Genomic DNA, 24,071 nt, shown 5'->3' with positions numbered 1-24,071 from the left:
CCCTAGCGGATCCGGCATGACGTCCGACGAATTCAGGCGCTGGGCCAGGTTTCCCCGACCGCCTTGCGGGCAGCTTCGAGATCGACCTGCCGGCCCGCGTCGGCCAGCGCCGCCCCCAGAGCGGCGAGCGAGGAGAGCACCGCGCCCCGCGTCGCGTCCGCACCGTAGTGGTTGACCCGGATCATCTCCTTGGACAGCGCCCCGCCGCCCGCGATGAGCGGCAGCGAGGGCTGGGCCGCCCGCGCGTGGGCGACCAGCGCGGTCGCGTCGACGCCCGCCGGGGCGCGCAGCGTCGTGGCCACCGGGGCCGCGTCCCGCGCCTCGTGGACGTAGGGCTCCAGCCCGCCGCCGAGGGCCACCGCGCCGGCCCGCGTGGCGGCGGCAGCAGCGGTGTGCCGGGCCATCACGGCGGCCGGCCCCTCGTTCTCGATCCGCTCCACGCACGCCTCCAGGGCCAGCATCTCCAACTGCGCGGGGGCGTGCGGCAGAGCCGTCCGGCCGGCGTCGATCCAGCGCTCCTTCCAGTCCAGGAGGGAGAGGTACGAGCGTCGCGGCGCGGCCGGGTTGGCGGCGAACCTCTCCCAGGCCCGCTCGCTCACCGACACCGCCGACACCCCGGCCGGCCCGCCCATCGCCTTCTGCGCGCCGATCACGCACAGGTCGACGCCCCACGCGTCCGGGAGCAGCGGCTCCGCGCCCACCGAGGCCACGGCGTCCAGCATGAACAGCGCGCCGTGCGCGCGGACCGCCTCGCCGATCTCCGCGACCGGGTTGGTGTTGCCGGTCGCCGCCTCCGCGTGCACCAGCGAGACGAAGTCGATCTCCGGGCGCTCCGCGAGCGCTTCGGCGACCTGCTCGGCCGTCACCGCCGCGTGGAAGGGCACGGTCAGGTCGACGACCTCCGCGCCGCAGTCGCGCAGCCAGTCGCCGAAGGTCTGCCCGTACGGGCCGGTGACCACGTTCAGCGCGGTCGAACCGGGCCGCGCGCCGCCGCGGATGCAGCCCTCCAGCGGCAGCAGCGCCTCGCCCTGCATGACGACGACGTCCTGCTCCGTGGCCAGGAGCGAGGCCACGCGCCGCTCGATGGCGGCGAAGTGCGCGGCGGTCAGCGGGGGGAGATCGAGGAAGGGGTGCGTCACGGTGGTGCTCTCTTCGGTTCGGCCGGGGGTCGGGTCGGCTTGGTCCGGCTCGACGACGGTGCTCCGACGAGGGTACCGAGGGCCTCGTACAGTGCCGCATATGAGTGATCAGGAGGGGCAGCGGGTGCTGCGGGTGAAGGGGCGGGTCCTCATCGGCCCGGACGAGGTGCGCGACGAACTGTGGGCGGTCGACGGCCGGATCGTCCACGAGCGGCCCCCGGGCGCCGACGACGCGGTGACGGTCACGGGCTGGGCGCTGCCCGGCCTGGTCGACGCGCACTGCCACGTGGGGCTCGACCGGCACGGCCCGGTGGACGCCGCCACCGCCGAGAAGCAGGCGCTCACCGACCGGGAGGCGGGCACCCTGCTCATCCGCGACGCGGGATCGCCGTCCGACACCCGGTGGATCGACGACCGCGCGGACCTGCCGAAGATCATCAGGGCGGGCCGGCACATCGCCCGGACCCGCCGCTACATCCGCCACTACGCCCACGAGATCGAGCCCGGCGACCTCGTCGCGTACGTCGCGCGCGAGGCGCGCCGCGGCGACGGCTGGGTCAAGCTGGTGGGGGACTGGATCGACCGGGACGCCGGGGACCTCACCGCCTGCTGGCCGCGCGGGGAGGTCGAGGCGGCCATCGCGGAGGCGCACCGGCTGGGCGCGCGGGTCACCGCGCACTGCTTCGCCGAGGACGCCCTGCGCGATCTGGTGGAGGCGGGCATCGACTGCGTCGAGCACGCCACCGGGCTCACCGAGGACACGATCCCGCTGTTCGCCGAGCGCGGGGTGGCGATCGTCCCGACGCTGGTCAACATCGCCACCTTCCCGGACCTCGCGGCGGGCGGAGAGGCGAAGTTCCCCCGCTGGTCGGCCCATATGCGGGAGCTGTACGAGCGCCGCTACGACACCGTGCGCGCCGCGTACGACGCCGGGATCCCGGTCTTCGTCGGCACCGACGCGGGAGGGTCGCTGGCGCACGGCCTGGTCGCGGGCGAGGTCGCCGAGCTGGTCAAGGCGGGCATCCCGCCGCTGGAAGCCCTCTCCGCCACCGCGTGGGGAGCGCGGCGGTGGCTGGGGCGGCCCGTGCTGGAGGAGGGCGCCCCGGCGGACCTGGTCGTCTACGACGAGGACCCGCGCGCCGACGTACGGGTGCTGGCGGCCCCGCGGCACGTCGTGCTGAACGGGCGGATCGTCGGCTGAGCCCGGCCGGCCGGACCCGGCCCGTCCGGCGCGGTGTTGACCGGCAGTGTCGGACGGGGCCCCGGCTCGTTGAAGCACTTTCGCCCCGGACCGGGGCGGATGGCCGTGCGGTCAACTCCCGCCGTGCTCACGCTCCGTGAAACGAGTGACACCAGGGAACGCACGTGCCGAAAGATTCGAATATGCGAGCGGAAACCCCCCTTTGGGGTGAACTCACCTCAGGTATCCACCAGTTCACCCTCCGTGCGTAAAGATTCACGGAGTCGAGGCCACCGGCGCACGCGATGTCCCCCATTGGACGGCGCCGGTGGCTCCATGTCTCTTGTGGGGGTTCCACCATCTTGAACAGCAACACCTTCCGTCTCGCCGCCCTCGCGGTCGCCGCCGCTCCCGTCGCCCTGCTCGCCGCCGTCCCCGCGCAGGCAGCCACCGCGACGCCCGCGACCACGGGCGAGGGCAGGGCGAGCGCGGTCGTGCTCCGCACCGGTCTCGGCGTCTCGCTCCTGAACAAGACCGTCCAGGTGCCCCTCAAGGTCACCCTCAACGAGGTGCAGGCGCCGGCGAGCGCCGAGAAGACCGCGCTCAGCGTGAACCTGGACGGTGTGGACCGGGGGCGGCCGTTCAGCGTCCTGCGCGCCGACGTGGCCACCGCCGACGCCACGGTCGACGAGCACCGGGCCCAGGGCTACACCAACCTCGTGAAGGCCCGGATCCACCTGCCCGGACTGCCGCTGCTCTCGCTGATCGAGGTCGAGAAGGTGACCTCCAAGGCGCTGTGCGAGGTCGGGAAGAAGCCCGTCGCCCAGTCGAACGTGCTCGGCCACATCGCGGTCCTCGGCAAGAAGCTGACCCTCACGGCGAGCGGGACGACCAGGGTGGAGGTGCCGGGCGTCGGCGAGGTCACCCTCGACCTCTCGAAGACGGCCACCACCACGCGTACCGCCGCCGCGACCGCTCTCCGGCTCAAGGTCTCGGTGAACCCGCTGAAGCTCAACGTCGCGGAGGTGGAGGGGGACGTCACGCTGGCCGAGGCGACCTGCGAGACCCCGAAGACGCCCGGAAAGCCGGGCGGTACGGACGGTGGCTCCTCCGGCGACGGAGGCGCCACGACCGGTTCGACGGCAGGTTCCACCGGCGGCTCCACAGGCGGCTCCACGGGCGGCTCCACAGGTGGAGAGACCGGCGGGGACACGAGCGGTTCCACCGGCGGCGACCAGGGGAGCGGGGGCAAGGGCGACGGCGGCGACGTGAAGACGCAGACCGGCTCCGACTCCGGCACCGCCCCCACCACCGCGAACCTCGCCGAGACCGGAGGCAGCTCCAGCACCCCGTACATCGCGGGCGGCGCGGCACTGCTGCTGGCGGTCGGCGCGGGCGCCACGGTGATGGCCCGCAGGCGCAGCAGCGGCAGCTGAACCGGACCTGGCGGGGCGGGCGTCGGCCCGCCCCGCCAGGCGACACGGCCACCGGGCCTCAGCGGCTCACCGGGCCTCGGCGGCTCACCGGCCTCGGCGGCTCACGGGCCTCGGCGGCTCACGGCGTCCCCGGCTCACCGGCGTCCCGTCCCGGCGGGCAGCGCCTGGACCGCCTGGTCGAGGGCCTGGAGGAAGCGGTTGGTCGTGGCCCGGTCCCGCACGGCCAGTCGCAGCCACTGCGGCCCGAGCCCCGGGAACGTGTCCCCGCGCCGGGCCGCGAAGCCCAGCAGCCGCAGCCGTTCGCGGACCTCCGCCGCCCGCTCCAGCCGGACCAGGACGAACGGTCCCTCGGCCGCCTCCACCGCCTGGACCTCGCTGAACTCCGCCAGTCCCGCGAGCAGATGGGCCCGGTCCACCGTGATCCGGTCCGCCGCCCGCGCCGCCTCCACCAGCGCCCGCGGCTCCATGCACGCCTCCGCCGCCGCCAGCGCGGGCGAGGACACCGGCCACAGCGGCTGCGCCTCGGCGAGCAGGGCCACCATGTCCGGTTCGGCCAGCGCGTACCCGATCCGCAGACCGGCCAGCCCCCACGTCTTGGTGAGGCTGCGCAGCACGACCAGCCCGGGGACGTCCGTCCGGCCGGCCAGCGCCTCGCGCTCGCCCGGTACGACGTCCATGAACGCCTCGTCGACCACCAGCGTCCGCCCCGGCCGGGCCAGTCGCTCCAGCAGCGCCGCCGGGTGCAGCACGGACGTCGGGTTGGTCGGATTGCCGACCACCACCAGATCCGCCTCCTCCGGCACCGCCGCCGGATCGAGCCGGAAGCCCTCCTCCGGGCGCAGCAGCACCCGCCGCACCCGGTGCCCGGCGGCCCGCAGCGCCGCCTCCGGTTCGGTGAACTGCGGATGCACGACGACCGGGCAACGGGCCGGCAGCGAGCGGGCGATCAGGACGAACGCCTCGGCCGCCCCCGCCGTCAGCAGCACCCGCTCCACCGGAAGCCCGTGCCGCTCGGCGACCGCGGCCCGCGCCGACGATCCGTCGGGATAGGCGGCCAGCGAGACGAGCGAGGCGGCTATCCGCTGCCGCAGCCAATCCGGTGGCGTGTGCGCGCGGACGTTCACCGCGAGGTCCGTCAGATCCTCGCCGCGCACCTCCGCGTCGCCGTGGTGGCGCAGGTCGTCTCCCGCGCTCTCGTTGTTCCATGTGGGGGGGTTCATGGCTGCCATGGTGAACGGGCGTGAGCCGTCCGTCACCGGTGGGGTGGAAGTTTTCTCGCCCGAAACACCGGGAACGCCCGGTGTGCCCGAGGACCGGCGGGCCACCGCGCAGGTTGCCACCGCCCTGCCGCCGCCGGCCCTGGACTTGGGCACCAGCAGCTCGTCCGCGTCGATCAGCGCCGCCGCCTCCGCGACCGACGGCGTGCCCACCGCCGCCGCGGCGGCCCCCGACGGACGCGGCACCCGTACCCGGGCCAGTTCCGCCGCCGGGTGCGTGACCACGGGTACGCCGAGGCGCGCCGCCGCCGCCACGATCCCCGGCTCACCCGCCTTCGCGTCCACGGTCGCCACCTCCACGACGTCGGCGGTGCGCAGCCCCGCCTCGCGCAGGGTCTCCTCGATCAGGCCGAGGACGTCGTCCGCGGACGCGCCGCTGCGCGCGCCGACCCCGACGACGAGGCTGCGGGCACGGGGCTTGGGTACGGGGCCGACGGATGCTCCGGTCATGGGCGGAGTCCTGCCTTTCACGTCGAGCAGAGGGATGCGGGGGCCGTTCGGGCCGTTCCGTATACGGTCACGGTCCAGGGGCGCGGGCGGGAGGACGGGCGGCGGCGCGCGCCGCCGGTAAGGGCACCCTGGGATGCGGACGCGGGGGGCTGTCCGCTAGCAAGACCCCATGGCGGTGTTCGTCGCGCTCGGCGCGTTCCTGATGACTCTGGCCGGAGGCTGGGTCGCGCAACGCGTCACCGACCGCCGCCACCTGGTGCTCGGCTTCGCGGGCGGGCTGATGCTCGGGGTGGTCGGCCTCGACCTCCTGCCGGAGGCGATCGAGGTGACCGGCGACCCGGTCTTCGGGGTGCCGGCCGCGCTGCTGCTGTTCGTCGGCGGCTTCCTCGCCGCCCATCTGGTCGAGCGGCTGCTGGCCGTACGCCAGGCGGCGCACGGCGTGAGCGGCGAACGCGTACCGCAGGTGGGGCTGACGGCGGCAGCCGCGATGGTCGGCCACAGCCTGATGGACGGGATCGCGCTCGGCGCCGCGTTCCAGATCGGCGGCGGCATGGGGGCCGCCGTCGCCCTGGCCGTGATCAGTCATGACTTCGCCGACGGATTCAACACGTACACCCTCACCAGTCTCTACGGGAACGACCGCCGCAAGGCGTTCTGGATGCTGCTCGCGGACGCCCTGGCGCCGATCCTGGGGGCCGCGACGACCCTGCTGTTCACCCTTCCGGAGGAACTGCTCGGCGGCTATCTCGGCTTCTTCGGCGGAGCGCTGCTCTACCTGGCCGCTGCCGAGATCCTTCCCGAGGCGCACCACACCCATCCCGCCCGTTCCACCCTTCTCTGCACCGTCGGGGGCGTGGGCTTCATCTGGCTGGTGGTCGGCCTCGCCCGATGAGCCCGCGCGCGCCCCGCGGCGCGGGCCCCGTCGCCGCTCATCGCGCCCGGCAGTGCCCGACGAAACGTGCGGCCACCTCGGGCGAGGCCGCCCAGTGGGTGTGCAGATAGCTGGCGTGCACGCCCCCCTGGACGTATCCCTCCACCCGCCGCTCCGGCTGGTGCATGCCCCACGCCGGCACGCTCCCCGCGCCCGGCTCCAGCACGGTCCGGTGGAACTCGTGCCCGCGCATCCGCGTCCCGGCCGCCGCCAGCACGCTGTCGGAGACCGCCACCGCGTGCCGGTAGCCGAGCGTCAGGCGCTCGGACATCCGGGCCGAGGCGTCCAGCACCCCGCACATCGGCCGGCCGTCCAGCTCCCGCGCGAGATACAGCAGCCCCGCACACTCGGCCGCCACCGGGGCGCCGCTCAGGGCCAGTTCCGTCACCGCCCGCCGCAGCGGCTCGTTCGCCGACAGCTCGGGGGCGTACATCTCCGGGAAGCCGCCGCCGATCACCAGCCCCGCCGTCCCGGCGGGCAGCTTCTCGTCCCGCAGCGGATCGAAGACGGCCACCTCCGCGCCCGCCGCCGTCAGCAGTTCGGCGTGCTCCGCGTACGTGAAGGTGAACGCCGCCCCGCCGGCCACGGCGACCACGGGCCGCGCGGAGCCGGGCCGCGCGGGGCCGGATACAGCGGCCGCCGCCGGGCCGGGTTCCGGCTCCCACGCCGCGTCCGGCAGCGCGGGAGCCGTCCGGGCCAGCGCCATCAGCGCGTCCAGGTCGCACCCGGCCCGCACCCGGTCGCCCATCGCCCGCACCGCGTCCACCGCGTCGCCCTGCCGCTCGGCCACCGGGACCAGCCCCAGGTGCCGCGAGGGCGTCGCCAACCGCCCGGCCCGGCGCAGCACGCCCAGCACCGGCAGTCCCGACTCGTCCAGGGCGTCCCGCAGCAGCGCCTCGTGGCGGTCGGAGGCGACCTTGTTCAGGATCACCCCGCCGATCCGCACCTCCGGGTCCCAGGACGCGAAGCCGTGCACCAGGGCCGCCACCGAACGGGACTGCGAGGAGGCGTCCACCACCAGCACCACGGGCGCGCGGAGCACCTTCGCGACCTGCGCGGTCGAGGCCAGCTCGCCCTGGCCCGAGGCCCCGTCGTACAGCCCCATCACGCCCTCGACCACCGCGAGGTCGCAGCCCGCCGAGCCGTGCGCGAAGAGCGGGGCGATCAGCTCCGTCCCGCACATGTACGCGTCGAGGTTGCGGCCGGGGCGTCCCGTCGCCAGCGCGTGGTAGCCCGGATCGATGTAGTCCGGGCCCACCTTGTGCGGCGAGACGGCGAGCCCGCGCGCGGCGAAGGCGGCCATCAGCCCGGTGGCGACGGTGGTCTTGCCGCTGCCGGAGGCCGGAGCGGCGACGACCAGGCGGGGCGTACTCACCACTCGATGCCCCTCTGGCCCTTCTGCCCCGCGTCCATCGGATGCTTGACCTTCGACATGTCGGTCACCAGGTCCGCGGCCTCGATCAGCGCGGCGGGCGCGTTGCGGCCGGTGATCACCACGTGCTGGACGCCGGGCCGGTTCCGCAGGACCTCGACGACCTCGGCGGTGTCGATCCAGCCCCAGTGCATCGGATAGGCGAACTCGTCCAGCACGTACAGCTTGTACGTCTCGGCCGCCAGATCGCGCTTGACCTGCTCCCAGCCCTCGCGGGCCTTCTCCTCGTTGTCCGTGTTGTCGCCGTGCAGGCCCCGCTGGACCCAGGACCAGCCCTCGCCCATCTTGTGCCAGGCGACGGTGCCGCCCTGGCCGCTCGCGCCGAGGACCTTCAGGGCGTTCTCCTCGCCGACCTTCCACTTCGCGGACTTCACGAACTGGAACACCCCGATCGGCCAGCCCTGGTTCCAGGCCCGCAGCGCGAGTCCGAAGGCCGCCGTCGACTTGCCCTTGCCGACGCCCGTGTGGACGAACAGGAGCGGGCGGTTGCGCCGCTGACGGGTGGTGAGCCCGTCGTCCGGCACCGATATCGGCTGTCCCTGAGGCATTAAGCGGCCCTCCCGGCTGCGGTGACGTCCTTGACGAGCCCGGCGATCGAGTCGGCCCGCAGCTCGTCGAGCGTGACGGCCGCGCCCCCCAGCTCCCGGGCGAGCTCCGCGGCGAGCCCGAGGCGCACGTAGCCCGACTCGCAGTCCACGACGACCGACGCCGTCCCCTCCGAGCGGTGCAGCCGGCCGGCCCGCCCGGCGAGCGCCACCGGTTCCGGCCCGCCGGTCGCCCGGCCGTCCGTCACCACGACGAGCAGCGCCCGCCGCGACGGATCGCGGAGCCGCTCCACCCGCAGCACGTCATGGGCCTTCAGCAGCCCGGCGGCCAGCGGCGTCCGGCCCCCGGTCGGCAGCGACCGAAGACGGGAGGCCGCCGCGTCCACGGACGACGTCGGCGGCAGCGCCACCTCGGCGTCCCTGCCCCGGAAGGTGACCAGCCCGACCTTGTCCCGGCGCTGGTAGGCGTCGAGGAGCAGCGACAGCACGGCGCCCTTGACCGCGCTCATCCGCTGCCGGGCCGCCATCGACCCGGAGGCGTCCACGACGAACAGCACGAGGTTGCCCTCGCGGCCCTCCCGGGTCGCCTGCCGCAGATCGTCCCGCCGCACCACGAGCCCCCGCCCGGAGCGCCCGCGCGAGCGCTGGTGCGGAGCGGCGGCCCGCACGGTCGCGGCCAGGTGCAGCTTGGTCAGCGCGCCGTGCGGGCGGCGCGCGCCGGTCGTCCGGCCGTGTTCGGTACGGGCCCGGGAGCGCCGCCCCGCCGCCCCGTCGCCGAGCCCCGGCACGCTGAGCGTCTTCGTACGGAACGGCTCGGCGGACGCCACCGGCCGCTGCTCGCCCCCGGCGGACCGGCCGGGCGCGTCGGGGCTTCCCTCGGGGGCCCCTGACGGCGTGTCGCCGCCGTCGGCCTCGGCCCGGGGCGGGGTGCGGTCGCCGTCGGCCTGAGGCGGAACGCCGCCGCCACCGCCACCGCCACCGTCGTCGTTGCCGCCCCCGTCGGGGTCGGGCCGGTCATCGCCGTCGTTGTCGTCCTCCTGGTCCCCGGAGGCTTCGTCCAGGGCCCGGTCGAGCCGGTCCTCGTCCAGGCCCGGCGCGTCGAACGGGTTGCGGCGACGCCGGTGGGGGAGCGCCAGCAGCGCGGCCCGCCGTACGTCGTCGGCGGTGACCTCCTCGCGCCCGGCCCAGGCGGCGAGCGCGGTCGCCGTGCGGGCCATCACGATGTCGGCCCGCATCCCGTCGACCTCGAACGCGGCGCAGGTCGCGGCGATCTGCCGCAACACGCCGTCACCGAGCACGACCCGGGGCAGCAGGGCGCGCGCGGCGGCGATCCGCTCGCGCAGAGCCGTCTCCTCCTCGGCCCAGCGCGCGGCGAAGCCCTCGGGGTCGTCGTCGTACGCGAGCCTGCGCCGCACGACCTCCACCCGCTCGTCGGTGTCGCGGGAGGCGGCCACCTCGACGGTCAGCCCGAACCGGTCGAGCAACTGCGGGCGCAGCTCGCCCTCTTCCGGGTTCATCGTGCCGACCAGCAGGAACCGCGCCGCGTGCCGTACGGAGACGCCCTCGCGCTCGACGTACGAGGCGCCCATCGCCGCCGCGTCCAGCAGCAGGTCCACCAGGTGGTCGTGGAGCAGGTTGACCTCGTCGACGTACAGGATGCCGCGATGCGCGTCGGCCAGCAGCCCCGGCTCGAACGCCTTCACGCCCTCCGCGAGCGCACGCTCGATGTCGAGCGCGCCCACGAGCCGGTCCTCGGACGCGCCGACGGGCAGCTCCACGGTCCGCGCGGCGCGCGACACACCGGGCCCGCCGTCGTGGGGACCGTCGGGACACGCCGGATCGGGGGCCGCTGGATCGCACGAGAACCGGCACCCGGACACCACGGCCACCTCCGGCACGAGAGCGGCGAGCGCGCGCACGGCGGTGGACTTGGCGGTCCCCTTCTCACCGCGCACGAGCACCCCGCCGACGGCCGGGCTGACCGCGTTCAGCAGCAGCCCGAGACGCAGGTCGTCCTGCCCGACGATCGCGGTGAAGGGATACGGCGTACTCACTGGGCCTCCTCGTCGACATGAACATCAGCACTTTCGACCCCGCGGGGCCTGTCCGCCGCGGACCGGGCGAAACCAAGCCGCTCGGCCCTTGACGCCTCAAGCCCCTCGGGCCTCGACGCTTCAAGCCCGTCCGGCGATCGAGGAGCGGGGTCCGGGGCAGCGCCCCGGCTCTCCGCAGCACGCGCACCAGCACCAGCACCCGCGTCACCCGTGTCACCCGCGTCACCCGCGTCACCCGCTTCACCCCCCACCGAAGGCGGCCCCGCCACCGAAGGCGCCCCCGGCGGCACGAACGGCAACCCCGCGGGCGCGCCCCCCTCGATCAACCGCCACAACGCGTCCGTGTCCGCGTGCTCCTCCACCAGATCCCCGAGCCGGTCCAACTGCTCCTCCCGCAGCACCCCGAAGCTCGTGTCCGGCGCGGGCACGAACCGCCGCCCCGCCGCCCGCGCGACCTCCGCCAGGAACCGCCGCCGGAACGCGTCGCTCTCCAGCGAACCGTGCCAGTGCGTTCCCCACACCGCCCCCACCCGGCACCCGTCCAGGAACGGTTCGCCGCCGCGCACATCAGCCACCCCGTGGTGGATCTCGTACCCCTCCACCGGCTCGCCGAGCGCCGAACCGACCGGCCGTGCCAGCGTCTTGGCCCGCTCGAACCGGATGCGCACCGGCAGCAGCCCCAGCCCGTCCACGACCCCGGCCCGCGACTCCACCTCGTCCTCGATCCGCTCGCCGAGCACCTGGAACCCGCCGCAGATCCCCAGCACCGGCCGGCCCTCCGCCGCGCGCCGCGCCAGCGCCTGGGCGAGCCCCCGCTCCCGCAGCCAGGCCAGCGCCCGCACGGTGCCGCGCGTGCCCGGCACGACCACCAGGTCCGCGTCGGCCAGCTCCTCCGCCCGGTCCACGAACCGCACGACGACGCCCGGTTCGGCGGCCAGCGCGTCCACATCGGTGAAGTTCGACATCAGCGGCACCGCGCAGACCGCGACCCGCAGCACGTCCTCGCCGTGCGGGGGAGCCACCACCGACTCCCGTACGGCGCCGCGCAGGGAGACCCGCAGCCCGTCCTCCTCGTCGATGCCGAGCCCGTGGGCGTACGGCAGCACCCCGTACGTACGCCGGCCGGTCAGCCCGTACAGCATGTCCAGCCCCGGTTCCAGCAGCGAGACGTCACCCAGGAACTTGTTCACCAGGTAGCCCGCGACCAGCGACTGGTCCTCCGCGCTCAGCAGCGCCGTCGTGCCGAAGAACGAGGCGAAGACCCCGCCCCGGTCGATGTCGCCGACGACCAGCACGGGAAACCGCGCGGCCCGCGCGATGCCCATGTTCACGATGTCCGTACGCCGCAGGTTGATCTCCGCCGGCGACCCCGCGCCCTCGCAGATCACCGCGTCGTGCGTGGACCTCAGCTGCTCCAGGCAGTCCACGACCGTCCCGAGCAGCGCCTCCTGACGGCCCCCGTGGTAGCCCCGGGCGCTCATCTCGCCGACCGGCCTGCCCATCAGGACGACCTGGCTGGAGCGGTCGCCGCCGGGCTTGAGCAGCACCGGGTTCATCAGGGCGGTCGGCTCCACCCGGGCGGCCTGCGCCTGCATGGCCTGGGCCCGCCCGATCTCCGCGCCCTCGCGGGTCACGAAGGAGTTGAGGGACATGTTCTGCGCCTTGAACGGGGCGACGTCCACGCCACGGCGCACCAGCCACCGGCAGATGCCCGCCGTGACGACGCTCTTGCCCGCGTCCGACGTGGTCCCCGCGACCAGCAGCCCGCCGCTCACGCCCGCCCCCTCGCCCGCTCCGTACGCCCCGCGAGCGCCCGTCCGGCGCGGCCCGCGACCAGCCGGCCCGCCACGCACACCCCGAGGGCCAGCACGCTCACCCGGTGCGACAGCCGCACCGCGCGTTCGATGTCCCCGCTCCGCACCTCCCGGCCCGCCGCCCCGTTCAGGACCGGCCGGTGCTCGACCCGGCCGCCGTACGCCAGGGTCCCGCCCAGCCGCAGCCCGAGAGCCCCCGCGAACGCGGCCTCCACCGGACCGGCGTTGGGGCTCGGATGCCGCCCGGCGTCGGCCCGCCACGCCCGCAGCGCCTCCCGGGGCCGCCCGCCCGCCGCCACGGCCAGCGCGGCCGTCAGCCGGGCGCCGGGCCATCCCGCGAGGTCGTCCAGGCGGGCCGAGGCCCAGCCGTAGCGGAGGTAGCGGGGCGAGCGGTGGCCGACCATCGCGTCGAGCGTGTTCACGGCCCGGAACCCGACGAGCCCCGGCACCCCGCCGACCGCGCCCCACACCAGGGCTCCGACGACGGCGTCCGAGGTGTTCTCGGCGACCGACTCCACGACCGCGCGGGCCGTCCGCGGCCCGTCCAGCGCCTGGGGATCGCGCCCGCACAGGTGCGGCAGCCGCTCCCGGGCCAGGCCGAGGTCCCCGGCGGCCAGCGCACCGCCGATCGCACGGGCCTCCCGGCCCAGGGACGTGCCTCCGACCACGGACCAGGTGGCGGCGGCGGTCAGCGCGACGGTGAGCCCGGGGCGTCCCCGTACGGCACGGGCGGCCAGCGCGGCGGCTGCCGTCGCCCCGCCGGCGCACACCACGGTGTGCAGGGCGCCCCGGCCCCGGTCGTCGCGCCACAGCAGCGCCTCGGCCCGCGCGGCGGCCCGGCCGAAGCCGGCGACGGGATGCCCGCGGCGGGGGTCGCCCAGCAGGGCGTCGGCGATCAGTCCGGCCGTGGCGCCGTACGCGAAGGCGCGGTCGGCACGCACCGGTTCAGCCGCTCGCGGGTCGGGGGCACGGGGCGGGGCGGCTCACAGAATCCGGCGCACGGCAGCCAGGCATGGCTCAGGTCCTCACTCAGGGTCCGCGCCCTGGTTCGACGTGACCGGCGACGAGAGTCTCCTGGCTCCCGGATCCGCAGTTCCCCCGGCCTTCCAGCCCGCTGGGGGCCGTGACATCCGGTGTGGGGGAGTGCTCCCCGGTGACAGTGGCGGGACCGCGCCGGATTCGCACCGGCTTCCTCTGCTGTCGCCGTATTCGGCTCCGGCAGTCCACCACGCTGTGAGAACACCCGTCAACTTGCTGTTGACCTGCGGAGCTCCAGTGTGGGCGGACGCACATCGGGCCGGACACACAGGTGTGTGTCCGGCCCGATGCGAGCGCCCCGGGGGCGTCAGGCGACGATCAGGTAGATCCCGTACGAGACGGCCGCCGTGCACAGCGCGAAGCAGGTGTACGCCCCGGTGCGGGCCAGCGCGGCGGAGCCGCCGGAACCGCTGCTCCCGGCCGTGGCGGAGAGCTTGGAGAGCCAGATGACGCCGACGGTGAAGAGGCCGACGAGCGCCACGGTGACGACGAGACTGACGCCGAACACGGAGGCGAGAGCTGCCCAGTCGATTTTCATGCGGATCTGTCCTTACACCGTGGCCGGGCGCGCCGGGTCGGACGGCTGGGAGGCGGGGGCGTCGATGGTGGTGGTGAGGTCGGTGGTGGCCGGGGAGCCGGTCGGCGGCGGCGAGACGGCCGCGATGGCCGTGGTGACGACGCCCGCGGGCTCGTCACCGCCCACGCCGTCGTTGACGTTGGTGTGGTCGACGGGCTTGCGGCGCGAGATCAGCCAGATCGCGCCGGAACCGGTGACGAGGAGGAAGGCGACGACCGCGACGCCCCAGGGGCCCTGCTTGGTCAGGAACTCGGCGCCCGCGCCCACCAGGCCGGCGGCCGGGAGCGTCAGGCCCCAGGCGACGAACATCCGGGTGGCGGTGGACCAGCGGACCACGCCGCCCTTGCGGCCCAGGCCCGCGCCCATCACGGCGCCGGAGCAGGACTGCGTGGTGGAGAGGGAGAAGCCGAGGTGGGAGGAGGCCAGGATGACCGTCGCCGCGCTGGTCTGGGCGGCGAAGCCCTGCGGCGGCTTGAGGTCGGTCAGGCCGCTGCCCATGGTGCGGATGATGCGCCAGCCGCCGAGGTAGGTGCCGAGCGCGATGGCGACGCCGGCGGAGACGATGACCCACATCGGAGGGTTGGAGCCGGGGGCGAGGACGCCGCCGGTGACCAGGGCCAGGGTGATGATGCCCATCGTCTTCTGGGCGTCGTTGGTGCCGTGGGCGAGGGAGACGAGACCGGCGGAGGCGATCTGCCCGGCCCGGTAGCCCTTGGCCGTCGACTTGAGCTGGTTCTCGTCGGTGACGTGCCGGTTGATGCGGTACGTCAGCCGGGTGGCGAGCAGCGCGGCGAGGCCGGCCACCAGCGGTGCGGCGATCGCGGGCAGCAGCACCTTGGTGACGACGGTGCCGCCGTTGATCGAGGACCAGCCGGCCGACATCACCGCGGCGCCGATCAGGCCGCCGAACAGGGCGTGGGACGAACTGGAGGGCAGGCCGACCAGCCAGGTCAGCAGGTTCCACAGGATGGCGCCGACGAGCGCCGCGAAGATGACCTCTGTTCTGAGACCGTCCTCGTTGACGATCCCGCCGGAGATCGTCTTGGCGACCTCCACCGACAGGAACGCGCCGATCAGGTTGAGAACGGCGGACATGGCCACCGCTGTCTTGGGCTTCAGAGCGCCGGTCGAGATGGTGGTGGCCATCGCGTTGGCGGTGTCGTGGAAACCGTTCGTGAAATCGAACACGAGAGCTGTTACGACCACAATCGCAAGCAGCAGCGTGATGTGTTCCATTTACCCAGGCAATCGTTCGACGTCAGTGGCTCGTGGACCGTAGGCAACCTGAGTGAACGGAAGATGAACTGGGCGGGGCGCTGTGGTGTCCCCCATCGGGGCGGGGTGGTTCCGCTTGTGAACGCGAGAGGCGCATGAGGCGTGTGGGGCCCGGCCGGGGCACTCTTCCGCCGCTCGTTGGCCAAGGCTTCGACACCCCGTACGCCCCCCGAAAGAGATCCCCGTCACTCCGTGCTGACGCGTTCCGGTTTGCCGCCCGTGCCGGGCGAACCGTGCGGCCGCCGCGTCGATTTGGGCCCGCCGGCCGCAGCCCCGGGGCCTGCCCGGAAACCGGCCGCACCCCCTACGCTTCCGGCATGAGCGGCATGAGCGCGAGCGAGCGGGCCCGGGAGACGGGCCGGCGGTCCCCGGACAGCGGCGAGGAGCCGGGCCCGGCCGAGACGCCGGCCGACCTGACCGAGAGGCCGGCCGGCCCGGCCGGGACGCCCGACCCGATCGCGAAGGCGTGGCGGGACGTCGTCGCCACCGCCCGCCGCAGCGCGGCCGACGGCCTGGTCGTCGGCACCTCGGGCAACGTGTCCGCCCGCGTCGGCGACACCGTCCTGGTGACCCCGAGCGGAGTGCCCTACGACCGGCTCGGCCCCGGCGACGCCGTCGGCGTCGACCTGGACGGGCGTCAGATCCTCGGCGACCTCGCGCCGACCAGCGAACTCCCCCTCCACCTCGCCGTCTACGCCGACACCGGCGCGGCCGCCGTCGTGCACACCCACGCCGTGCACGCCACGGCCGTCTCCACCCTGGTCGCCGAGGTGCCGCTCGTCCACTACGCGGCGGCCCTGCTCGGCGGCCCGGTGCGCACCGCCGCCTACGCCCGCTACGGCACCCCGGAGCTGGCCGACGCCATGCGCGCCGCCCTCCGCGACCGCACCGGCTGCCTCCTCGCCAACCACGGCACCGTGACCTACGGCGACACCCTGGACCAGGCGTACGAGCGCACCGCCCAGCTGGAATGGCTCTGCCGCCTCTGGCTCACCGCCAGCTCCGTCCCCGGCCACCGGCCCGGCCTGCTGACGCCCGCCCAACTGGACGAGGCGGCCGAAGCCCTCCGGAGCTACGGCCAGCCCCGCTGACCCCACCGCCCCGCCGCTGTGGACATTCCGGCGCCACCGGGCCTGCCCGGCCCGCCCGTCGCACCGTACGGCCCCCGTCCACTGGCACCCCGCCGCCCGCGCCACGACACTGGAGCCGTGCGCCCGGCAACTGCGACGGCAACGGCCGTCACCACCATCCTCGGCGTCGGCGCGGCAGCGGTCGCGGCCGGCCGGTACGCCAGCGACGCCGCCCTGAGGCCGGCGTCCGGACGTCCCCTCCCCACCGACCGCAAGGTCACCGTGCACGCCACGGCGGCCGGACACATCACCCTGACCCGCTCGTTCCCCGCGCTGCGGCCCGGTCTGTACGGACTGACCGGCGACGGCGTGCAGGCGGTCGTCGGACCCGTCGTCGACCAGCCGCCCTCCGCCGCCGACACCGTCGTGCGACGGCTGGAGCGGGTCGCCTCCGGAGTCCTCGAACCGGGGGACAAGGTCCGCATGACCCCCGTCCTGCACCGGGGCGACCCCGGCAGCGCCCTCGGCCTGGCCCACCGGGACATCGAGATCCCCGGCGAACTCGGCGGCCTGCCCGCCTGGTACGTACCCGGCGACCGCGACACTTGGGTGATCACCGTGCACGGGCTCGGCACCACCCGGGAACACCCCATGAACCTGATGGGCTTCCTGGACGGTCAGAGCCTGCCGGTCCTGGACCTCTCCTACCGGGGCGACGCCGGAGCGCCCCGCCCCGACGGCGGACTCGGCCGCCTCGGCGCGGCCGAATGGCGCGACCTGGACGCCGCGATCCGCCACGCCGTCCGCCACGGGGCCGAGAAGGTGATCCTGTACGGCTGGTCCACCGGAGCCACCATGGCCCTGCGCGCGGCCGTCGACTCCCCGCTCCGCGAGTACGTCGGCGGCCTGGTCCTGGACTCGCCCGTGCTGGACCCCCGGGCCACCATCGGGGCCCTCGCCAGGGCCCGGGGCGTGCCCGCCGCGCTGCTGCCGCCGGCCGTCCGCGCCGCCCAGGGCCGGACCGGGATGACCACGACCCCGCTCCAGGAGACCTCCCTGCCCGAGGAGCTGACCGCCCCGACGCTGCTCTTCCACGGCCCGGACGACGCGATCGCCCCCTGGCGGCCGTCGCGCGAACTGGCCGCCCGCCGCCCGGACCTGGTCACCCTGCACGAAGTGCCCCGCGCTCCGCATGCGGCGATGTGGAACGCCGACCCGGCCGGGTACGAGGAGACCCTGCGGCGCTTCCTCACGCCGCTGATGTGAGCGGACGCGGCGTCCGGCGCCGCCGTCCGCCGCGCCCCGGGAACCCCGCCCGGACCGGGGAAACGCCTTCCGTTTGGGCTTTCGGGCCGTCAGGGGCAAGACTGCTCCCGTGACGTCCCGTACCCCGCGCGACTCCAGGCTGCGACTTGTCCGCCCGCGACCCCTTGCCACCGCCCGCAAGGCCGTGACCACCCGGCGCACCAGGCCGGCCCCCAGGCCGCCCGAGGGCACCCCGCCCCGTACGGAACTGGCACGCCAGGCCAGGGCGGTCCTCGCCGACGCCGTACGCGTCGCCCACTGGGCGGCCGGAGCCCCGGGCCCGGCCGGTTCGCCCCCGCTCGCCGCCCACGCCCTCGAACGGGCCGCGACCGCCCTGGAGCTCTCCCCGGCGCAGGTGCGCGCGGGCTGGGACCGGGCCCGGCTGGCCGGACTCATCGAACTGCACGGCGACACCGCCCGCCCCGGCTGGCGGCTGCGGGCCTGGGACCGGGACGACTCGGCCGTCCTGCGCGGCTGGGTGGCCCTCTTCGACGCGTGGTCCCTGGTCCACGCCGCCCCCGGGGACATCGAGACCGGCGCGGTGGCCGAGGCCGTCGAGGCCGTGCCCCAGGTGCTCTCGCTCCTCCAGCTCTCCGCCGGCGCCGTGCCGGTGCCCGCCCTCCTGGACCTCCTCGGCCAGCGCATCGCCGAACTCCAGGAGGAGCGCTGCGAAGTGCCCTACGGACCCGGCAGACCCGCCGGCCCCGGCGCCCCGGCCGCCGAGCGCCCCGCCCCCGCCCGGAGCGCCGAACTCAACGCCCTGCTGCTCGACTGGGCCCTGGAGGGCCTGGCCGCCGTCGGCGCGCTGACCCTGGGCGACGGGCACGCCACGCTCACACCCCTCGGCAACTGGGCGGTCTGGGTGAAGCTGGAACAGATCTGCGTCGCCGCCCAGAGCCCGGCCGGGAACATCGAGCAGTCCGCCGCCGACATGCTCCTCGGCTGCGCCCGCCTCACCCCCGGACCGGCCCGCGACGAGTACCGCGCCTGGCTCGCCGCCCGTACGGTCACCAGCGCCGTCGCCGAACTCCTCGCCGTGGCCCGGGGCCAGGACGCGCTGCTGCGCGGTCTGGCCTTCGAGGCGCTGCGGGTCGTCGGCGCGCCCGCCGAACCCGAGGTCCGCGCCGTCGTCGCCGACCAGTCGCTGCGGCCCTACGCCCTGCTCTGGCTCGCCGAGTACGAGGGCAGCGACCCGGACGACGCCCAGGACGTCCTCAGCCGCGAGGAGGCCACCTGGCTCTGGGTCGACACGGCCGCCGCCGTCGCCGACCACGGCGAGACCGGGCTGCTGGTGCGCCACCTCGACTCGGCCGTACAGGGCACCGTGCCCGCCCTGCTGGACGAGGTCAGGGCCGTCGGCCACCCCCGCACCGTGCAGGTCCTGGTCGCGCTGGCCGCCGCCCACCCCGACCCGGCCCTGGCCAAGGCCATGCGCCGGGCCGCCTTCCAGGTGCACACGGGCGGCGTCTGACATCGGCCGCCGCCGGGGTCCGGTCCGCGCTCAGTCGGCGGACCCCGGGGCGTACGTCCCGAAGCTCCAGATGTTGCCCTCCGCGTCCCGCGCCATGTAGTCCCGCGAGCCGTAGTCCTGGTCCGTCGGCGGCATCAGGATCTCCACGCCGAACTCCACGGCGCGGGCGTGGTGCTCGTCCACCTCGTCCACGACCACGTACACCCCCGAGGGCCCCGCGCCCGCCATGGCCCGCGCGAAGACCCCGTCGCGGCCCTTGGAACCGAGCATCACCCGGCCGTTGCCGCAGGACAGCTCGGCGTGCAGCACCGTGCCGCCCTCACCCTCGTAGACCGCCTCCTCGGTGAAGCCGAGGCCCTGGGTGAGCGTCCTGATCGCGGCTCTCGCGTCGTCGTACAGGACCGTCGGATAGATCGTGGGAACGCCCTGCGCCGCGCCTGCCATCGCACTCGACCTCCTCCGCCGCGGACCACCCGGGTGTGATCCGCGTCTCAGTCTTCCACCGGGCGGCGGATCCGGCCCGGCGCCGCCCGGCGGATCGGGCGGAAAGCAGTTGCGCAGCGCCAGTAGAATGGGCCGCATGGCCTTCCTCCTTGTGCATTAGCGGCGTCGAGAGACCTCCGCCCTCGTCCCTCCGCCGTCCCCACTGCCCTGGAGTCCTTCCGTGATCACCGCATCCGGCATCGAGCTGCGCGCCGGCGCCCGCATTCTCATCGAGTCCGCCTCGTTCCGCATCGCCAAGGGCGACCGCATCGGCCTCGTCGGCCGCAACGGCGCCGGCAAGACCACCCTCACCAAGTGCCTGGCGGGCGAGGGCACCCCCGCCGGCGGCGCCATCACCCGGTCCGGCGAGGTCGGCTACCTCCCGCAGGACCCGCGCACCGGCGACCTCGACGTCCTCGCCCGCGACCGCATCCTCTCCGCCCGCGGTCTCGACGAGATCCTGCGCAAGATGCACGAGAACGAGGAGCGGATGGCGAACGGCAAGGGCGCCACCCGCGAGAAGGCGATGAAGAGGTACGAGCGCCTGGAGACGGAGTTCCTCACCAAGGGCGGATACGCCGCCGAGGCCGAGGCCGCCACCATCGCCGCGGCCCTCAACCTGCCCGACCGGGTGCTCGGCCAGCCCCTGCACACGCTCTCCGGCGGTCAGCGCCGCCGCGTCGAGCTGGCCCGGATCCTCTTCTCGGACGCCGACACCCTGCTCCTGGACGAGCCCACCAACCACCTCGACGCCGACTCGATCGTCTGGCTGCGCGACTACCTCAAGTCCTACCGCGGCGGCTTCGTCGTCATCTCCCACGACGTCGACCTGGTCGAGACGGTGGTCAACAAGGTCTTCTACCTCGACGCCAACCGCTCCCGGATCGACGTCTACAACATGGGCTGGAAGCTCTACCAGCAGCAGCGCGAGGCCGACGAGAAGCGCCGCAAGCGCGAGCGCCAGAACGCCGAGAAGAAGGCCGCGGCCCTCAACTCGCAGGCCGACAAGATGCGCGCCAAGGCCACCAAGACCGTCGCCGCCCAGAACATGGCCAAGCGCGCCGAACGGCTGCTGTCCGGCCTGGAGGCCGTCCGGGTCGCCGACAAGGTCGCCAAGCTCCGCTTCCCCGAGCCCTCGCCGTGCGGGAAGACCCCGCTCATGGCCGAGGGCCTGTCCAAGTCGTACGGATCCCTGGAGATCTTCACCGACGTCGACCTCGCCATCGACAAGGGCTCCCGCGTCGTCATCCTCGGCCTCAACGGAGCCGGCAAGACCACGCTGCTGCGGCTGCTCGGCGGCGCGGAGAAGCCCGACACCGGCCAGGTCATCGAGGGCCACGGCCTCAAGCTCGGCTACTACGCCCAGGAGCACGAGACCCTGGACCCGGAGCGCACCGTCCTGGAGAACATGCGCTCCGCCGCGCCCGACCTCGACCTCGTCGAGGTCCGCAAGACGCTCGGCTCCTTCCTCTTCTCCGGCGACGACGTCGACAAGCCCGCCGGCGTCCTCTCCGGCGGCGAGAAGACCCGGCTCGCGCTCGCGACCCTCGTCGTCTCCTCCGCCAACGTGCTCCTGCTCGACGAGCCGACGAACAACCTCGACCCCGCCAGCCGCGAGGAGATCCTCGGCGCACTGCGCACCTACAAGGGCGCGGTCGTCCTCGTCACCCACGACGAGGGCGCCGTCGAGGCGCTCCAGCCGGAGCGGATCATCCTGCTCCCCGACGGCGTCGAGGACCTCTGGGGAGCCGACTACCGGGATCTCGTCGCCCTGGCCTGATCCACTTCGGATGGATCATTCGGCCTACGCGTGATCCGTCATCTGCGTGAGTGTCTCTCGTACCCCGGTGGTGCGCCCCGCGCTCGCCCGCGGTGCCCCCGATTCCGGCTCCTCACCCCCCGTACGGCCCTGACCTGGTGGTTCTTTCCGCAGTCGGGGCCGTATGCCGGCGCAGCCCCATGGAATAGGGCATTCCGCTCGTGTCGGAGCCCTCGGCGACCGCCAATCCCGTCGTACCGACCTTGCCGAATGGGTGGCCAGGAGGCGCGGGAGGGGTGATCATGAGAGTCCAGAGCGCACTTCCTTGAGGAGGCACGGGTGGCCGAGACTCTGAAGAAGGGCAGCCGGGTGACCGGCGCCGCGCGTGACAAGCTCGCGGCAGACCTGAAGAAGAAGTACGACTCCGGTGCGAGCATCCGGGCGCTGGCCGAGGAAACGGGCCGCTCCTACGGGTTCGTCCACCGGATGCTCAGTGAGTCAGGAGTGACGCTGCGGGGACGCGGCGGAGCTACGCGGGGCAAGAAGGCCGCTTCGGCCTGAGGGCCCGCGACGTCCGGGGCCGCCGCAGGGCGCGCCCCGGGGCTCATCGGATTTCGAGGTGGCCACCCGGCTGACCGTACGGTCGACCGGGTGGTTACTGTTCAGTCACTTAGTTGCTGAGTGCTGACCGCACCCGATCCGGAGGCGCCCCATGACCTCGCTCGACACCGTGCTCGACAGGGACGGCGTACGGCTCACCGTCGATGACGCGATCGCCACCGTGACACTCGCCAACCCGGCCAAGCGCAACGCCCAGTCTCCGGCTCTGTGGCGGGCGTTGGCGGAGGCCGGACGGGTGCTCCCCGGCACCGTGCGGATCGTGGTGCTCCGCGCCGAGGGCGTCTCCTTCTCCGCCGGCCTCGACCGGCAGGCGTTCACCCCCGAGGGCTTCGACGGCGAGCCCTCCTTCCTCGACCTGGCGCGCGGCCCGGAGGCCGAGCTGGACGCGACCATCGCGGAGTACCAGGAGGCGTTCACCTGGTGGCGGCGCAACGACATCGTGTCGGTCGCGGCCGTCCAGGGGCACGCCATCGGCGCCGGCTTCCAACTCGCCCTCGCCTGCGATCTGCGGATCGTCGCCGAGGACGTGCAGTTCGCCATGCGCGAGACCAGCCTCGGCCTGGTCCCCGACCTCACGGGCACCCACCCGCTGGTGAGCCTCGTGGGGTACGCCCGCGCGCTCGAAATCTGCGCCACCGGCCGCTTCGTCCACGCGGAGGAGGCCGAGCGCACCGGTCTCGCCAACCTGGTGGTGGCCGCCGACCAGCTCGACGGGGCCGCCCGCGACCTGGCCGCGGCGCTGCTCGCCGCCCCGCGTGACGCCGTCGTCGAGACCAAGGCCCTGCTGGGCGGCGCCGCCGCGCGGACGTACGAGGAGCAGCGCACCGCGGAGCGGGCCGCCCAGGGCCGCCGGCTGCGCGATCTGGCGGGCATCACCGACTGAGGCCCGCGCCCCCGCCGGAGTCCCGCTCCACCACCTCGGTGACCAGCACCGACACCGGCAGCCGGCCCGCCACGGCCGCCGAGACGGCCGTACGCACCGACCGGGCCACGTCGAGCGCCCGGTGGTCACCGGCCGTCGCCACCTCGACCCGGACGTGGTCCTCGGCGGTGAGCACCGCGCCGCCCAGGACCTCGGTCAGCGACACGACGCCCGGGACCCCGGCCGCCGCCGCCTCCTCCGGGCCCTCGGGCGGGGCCGCCGGGAACCGTGCCACCGCCTCCCTCACCTGATCGGGCGCACCGCCGTCGAGCAATGCGGTCACCCGCAGATCGACCTCGGCGACCTCCATCCCGAGCCGCGCGGAGGCCGCGGTGACGAGCGCCGTGCGCAGGGCCGCCGCGGCGGCCGGCAGCGGCCGGTCCGGGGCCGCCGCGAACTCCGCCTCGATCCGCAGCGGCCCCCGGGGCAGCGCGCTCGGCGGTGCCGGCGGCGCGGCCGTGCCCGGCGCGACCACCGGGAATCCGGGGGCGGCGGCCTCGACGGGGCCGATCCGCAGCCTGCCGAGCACGGTGCCGGGCCCCGTCACCGCTCCGCGCAGCACGGAGGCCGCCGCCGTCTCCGCGATCCAGGCGCCGTCCGCCGCCTCCCCCAGAGGGAGCAGCCTGCCGAGACCGAGCCGTTGCCGTACCGCAGCCGTCCATCCGTCGGCCCTCTGCGGGCCCCGCGCCGTCGTCATCGCCCCAGACTGCCGTATCCACGGCGCGAGACGGGGCAAGCGCACATAACGTGGGCTCGGAAGTCCACACCCGGCCCCCGAAGGGAAGAGCGGCGATGACGGAGACCTCCCCCCAGCGCAACCCCGACAACGGCGGCGAGCGGGGCAAGAGCCCGCTGGCCAAGAGGGGCGGCGGCGATCCCGGAAGCCGCGGTCGCACCACGATCGCCGACGGCGTCGTCGAGAAGATCGCCGGACTGGCCGCCCGCGACGTCGTCGGCGTCCACGCGATGGGCAGCGGCATGTCGCGGACGTTCGGCGCGGTCCGCGACCGGGTACCGGGCGGCGGCAAGTCCGTCTCGCGCGGAGTGAAGGCAGAGGTCGGCGAGTCGCAGACCGCCCTCGACCTGGAGATCGTGGTCGACTACGGCGTGTCGATCACCGACGTGGCCCGCGACGTACGGGAGAACGTCATCGCGGCGGTCGAGCGCATGACCGGCCTCGAAGTCGTCGAGGTCAACATCGCCGTCAGCGACGTCAAGCTGCCCGACGAGGACGACGACGACGGCGACGACGAGCAGCGCGTCCAGTAATGCCCGCTTCTCCGACGGCAGTT

The 24,071-nt window shown here is 74.6% G+C and carries 21 protein-coding genes and 1 riboswitch; of the genes, 10 read left to right on the top strand and 11 right to left on the bottom strand.

What is annotated here, in order from left to right; genetic code table 11:
* Positions 1 to 32 precede the first annotated feature (32 nt).
* Positions 33 to 1,139 (bottom strand): pyridoxal-phosphate-dependent aminotransferase family protein, encoded by a 1,107-nt coding sequence (locus tag EES43_RS05410; RefSeq protein ID WP_124267634.1) that lies wholly within the window; start codon positions 1,137 to 1,139, stop codon positions 33 to 35.
* 100 nt (positions 1,140 to 1,239) lie between these two features.
* Between EES43_RS05410 and EES43_RS05405 the strand changes: the two genes are divergently transcribed.
* The gene (locus EES43_RS05405; protein ID WP_206429993.1) at positions 1,240 to 2,340 is read left to right on the top strand and encodes an amidohydrolase family protein; all 1,101 of its coding nucleotides are present in this window, start codon (positions 1,240 to 1,242) and stop codon (positions 2,338 to 2,340) included.
* A gap of 341 nt (positions 2,341 to 2,681) precedes the next feature.
* On the top strand, positions 2,682 to 3,755 hold the full coding sequence (locus EES43_RS05400) for an SCO1860 family LAETG-anchored protein (RefSeq protein ID WP_206429992.1): 1,074 nt from the start codon (positions 2,682 to 2,684) through the stop codon (positions 3,753 to 3,755).
* A gap of 134 nt (positions 3,756 to 3,889) precedes the next feature.
* Here the strand turns inward: EES43_RS05400 and cobC are convergent, their stop codons facing one another.
* On the bottom strand, positions 3,890 to 5,482 hold the full coding sequence (cobC, locus tag EES43_RS05395; RefSeq protein WP_124267632.1) for an Rv2231c family pyridoxal phosphate-dependent protein CobC: 1,593 nt from the start codon (positions 5,480 to 5,482) through the stop codon (positions 3,890 to 3,892).
* 169 nt (positions 5,483 to 5,651) lie between these two features.
* Here cobC and EES43_RS05390 point away from each other — a divergent pair, with 169 nt between their 5' ends.
* Positions 5,652 to 6,374 (top strand): ZIP family metal transporter, encoded by a 723-nt coding sequence (locus tag EES43_RS05390; protein ID WP_124267631.1) that lies wholly within the window; start codon positions 5,652 to 5,654, stop codon positions 6,372 to 6,374.
* Between the two features lie 37 nt (positions 6,375 to 6,411).
* On the opposite strand, the gene EES43_RS05385 is transcribed toward EES43_RS05390, so the two are convergent.
* From EES43_RS05385 to EES43_RS05355, 7 genes are all read right to left on the bottom strand, one after another.
* A complete protein-coding gene (locus tag EES43_RS05385) occupies positions 6,412 to 7,791 on the bottom strand; it encodes a cobyrinate a,c-diamide synthase (protein ID WP_124267630.1) in 1,380 nt (459 codons plus the stop codon).
* Positions 7,785 to 8,393 carry a cob(I)yrinic acid a,c-diamide adenosyltransferase gene (cobO, locus tag EES43_RS05380; protein WP_124267629.1) on the bottom strand — a complete coding sequence of 203 codons (609 nt, stop codon included), beginning with the start codon at positions 8,391 to 8,393 and terminating at the stop codon, positions 7,785 to 7,787. Before cobO ends, EES43_RS05385 begins: the two co-directional genes overlap by 7 nt.
* Positions 8,393 to 10,444, bottom strand: coding sequence for a putative cobaltochelatase (locus tag EES43_RS05375; protein ID WP_124267628.1), 2,052 nt, complete (start codon positions 10,442 to 10,444; stop codon positions 8,393 to 8,395). Before EES43_RS05375 ends, cobO begins: the two co-directional genes overlap by 1 nt.
* Positions 10,441 to 12,219 carry a cobyric acid synthase gene (locus EES43_RS05370; protein WP_124267627.1) on the bottom strand — a complete coding sequence of 593 codons (1,779 nt, stop codon included), beginning with the start codon at positions 12,217 to 12,219 and terminating at the stop codon, positions 10,441 to 10,443. Before EES43_RS05370 ends, EES43_RS05375 begins: the two co-directional genes overlap by 4 nt.
* Positions 12,216 to 13,199, bottom strand: a complete 984-nt coding sequence (locus EES43_RS05365) for a cobalamin biosynthesis protein (protein WP_124267626.1) — start codon at positions 13,197 to 13,199, stop codon at positions 12,216 to 12,218. The genes EES43_RS05370 and EES43_RS05365 overlap by 4 nt, the downstream gene beginning before the upstream one ends.
* A 126-nt stretch (positions 13,200 to 13,325) precedes the next feature.
* A riboswitch (cobalamin riboswitch) is annotated at positions 13,326 to 13,454 on the bottom strand.
* Between the two features lie 149 nt (positions 13,455 to 13,603).
* Positions 13,604 to 13,834 carry a hypothetical protein gene (locus tag EES43_RS05360; RefSeq protein WP_124267625.1) on the bottom strand — a complete coding sequence of 77 codons (231 nt, stop codon included), beginning with the start codon at positions 13,832 to 13,834 and terminating at the stop codon, positions 13,604 to 13,606.
* A gap of 12 nt (positions 13,835 to 13,846) precedes the next feature.
* Positions 13,847 to 15,109 carry an inorganic phosphate transporter gene (locus EES43_RS05355; protein ID WP_124267624.1) on the bottom strand — a complete coding sequence of 421 codons (1,263 nt, stop codon included), beginning with the start codon at positions 15,107 to 15,109 and terminating at the stop codon, positions 13,847 to 13,849.
* Positions 15,110 to 15,603: 494 nt separating this feature from the next.
* Here EES43_RS05355 and EES43_RS05350 point away from each other — a divergent pair, with 494 nt between their 5' ends.
* The 3 genes from EES43_RS05350 (at position 15,604) to EES43_RS05340 (ending at position 18,994) form a co-directional block, all read left to right on the top strand.
* Positions 15,604 to 16,239, top strand: a complete 636-nt coding sequence (locus EES43_RS05350; RefSeq protein WP_241192609.1) for a class II aldolase/adducin family protein — start codon at positions 15,604 to 15,606, stop codon at positions 16,237 to 16,239.
* Positions 16,240 to 16,356: 117 nt separating this feature from the next.
* Positions 16,357 to 17,484 (top strand): alpha/beta hydrolase, encoded by a 1,128-nt coding sequence (locus EES43_RS05345; protein WP_124267623.1) that lies wholly within the window; start codon positions 16,357 to 16,359, stop codon positions 17,482 to 17,484.
* A 184-nt stretch (positions 17,485 to 17,668) separates the two neighbouring features.
* Complete coding sequence (locus EES43_RS05340) at positions 17,669 to 18,994, top strand: hypothetical protein (RefSeq protein ID WP_124271796.1); 1,326 nt, start codon at positions 17,669 to 17,671, stop codon at positions 18,992 to 18,994.
* A gap of 30 nt (positions 18,995 to 19,024) precedes the next feature.
* On the opposite strand, the gene EES43_RS05335 is transcribed toward EES43_RS05340, so the two are convergent.
* A complete protein-coding gene (locus tag EES43_RS05335; protein ID WP_124267622.1) occupies positions 19,025 to 19,438 on the bottom strand; it encodes a VOC family protein in 414 nt (137 codons plus the stop codon).
* Between the two features lie 220 nt (positions 19,439 to 19,658).
* Here EES43_RS05335 and EES43_RS05330 point away from each other — a divergent pair, with 220 nt between their 5' ends.
* The 3 genes from EES43_RS05330 (at position 19,659) to EES43_RS05320 (ending at position 22,740) form a co-directional block, all read left to right on the top strand.
* A complete protein-coding gene (locus EES43_RS05330) occupies positions 19,659 to 21,257 on the top strand; it encodes an ABC-F family ATP-binding cassette domain-containing protein (RefSeq protein WP_124267621.1) in 1,599 nt (532 codons plus the stop codon).
* A gap of 318 nt (positions 21,258 to 21,575) precedes the next feature.
* Positions 21,576 to 21,797: a helix-turn-helix domain-containing protein gene (locus tag EES43_RS05325; RefSeq protein ID WP_006123601.1), complete on the top strand. Its 222-nt coding sequence runs from the start codon at positions 21,576 to 21,578 to the stop codon at positions 21,795 to 21,797.
* A 151-nt stretch (positions 21,798 to 21,948) separates the two neighbouring features.
* Positions 21,949 to 22,740, top strand: a complete 792-nt coding sequence (locus tag EES43_RS05320) for an enoyl-CoA hydratase/isomerase family protein (RefSeq protein WP_124267620.1) — start codon at positions 21,949 to 21,951, stop codon at positions 22,738 to 22,740.
* Here EES43_RS05320 and EES43_RS05315 read toward each other — a convergent pair.
* Positions 22,730 to 23,476, bottom strand: coding sequence for a hypothetical protein (locus EES43_RS05315; protein ID WP_124267619.1), 747 nt, complete (start codon positions 23,474 to 23,476; stop codon positions 22,730 to 22,732). The two genes, EES43_RS05320 and EES43_RS05315, sit on opposite strands and share 11 nt — an antisense overlap.
* 95 nt (positions 23,477 to 23,571) lie before the next feature.
* Here EES43_RS05315 and EES43_RS05310 point away from each other — a divergent pair, with 95 nt between their 5' ends.
* Positions 23,572 to 24,048, top strand: coding sequence for an Asp23/Gls24 family envelope stress response protein (locus EES43_RS05310; RefSeq protein WP_124267618.1), 477 nt, complete (start codon positions 23,572 to 23,574; stop codon positions 24,046 to 24,048).
* Positions 24,049 to 24,071 lie beyond the last annotated feature (23 nt).

The sequence above is a fragment of the Streptomyces sp. ADI96-02 genome (assembly GCF_003846185.1).
Classification (GTDB): Bacteria; Actinomycetota; Actinomycetes; order Streptomycetales; family Streptomycetaceae; genus Streptomyces.
Note: the sequence above shows the minus strand (reverse complement) of the source record. Positions and strands in the feature narration are given on the sequence as shown.

What these genes read in the sequence shown, in the direction of transcription:
- EES43_RS05405 (WP_206429993.1), top strand. Translation starts at nt 1,240, where the DNA reads ATGAGTGATCAGGAGGGGCAGCGGGTGCTGCGGGTGAAGGGGCGGGTC.
- cobC (WP_124267632.1), bottom strand. Translation starts at nt 5,482, where the DNA reads ATGACCGGAGCATCCGTCGGCCCCGTACCCAAGCCCCGTGCCCGCAGC.
- EES43_RS05390 (WP_124267631.1), top strand. Translation starts at nt 5,652, where the DNA reads ATGGCGGTGTTCGTCGCGCTCGGCGCGTTCCTGATGACTCTGGCCGGA.
- cobO (WP_124267629.1), bottom strand. Translation starts at nt 8,393, where the DNA reads ATGCCTCAGGGACAGCCGATATCGGTGCCGGACGACGGGCTCACCACC.
- EES43_RS05360 (WP_124267625.1), bottom strand. Translation starts at nt 13,834, where the DNA reads ATGAAAATCGACTGGGCAGCTCTCGCCTCCGTGTTCGGCGTCAGTCTC.
- EES43_RS05355 (WP_124267624.1), bottom strand. Translation starts at nt 15,109, where the DNA reads ATGGAACACATCACGCTGCTGCTTGCGATTGTGGTCGTAACAGCTCTC.
- EES43_RS05335 (WP_124267622.1), bottom strand. Translation starts at nt 19,438, where the DNA reads ATGGCAGGCGCGGCGCAGGGCGTTCCCACGATCTATCCGACGGTCCTG.
- EES43_RS05320 (WP_124267620.1), top strand. Translation starts at nt 21,949, where the DNA reads ATGACCTCGCTCGACACCGTGCTCGACAGGGACGGCGTACGGCTCACC.
- EES43_RS05315 (WP_124267619.1), bottom strand. Translation starts at nt 23,476, where the DNA reads ATGACGACGGCGCGGGGCCCGCAGAGGGCCGACGGATGGACGGCTGCG.
- EES43_RS05310 (WP_124267618.1), top strand. Translation starts at nt 23,572, where the DNA reads ATGACGGAGACCTCCCCCCAGCGCAACCCCGACAACGGCGGCGAGCGG.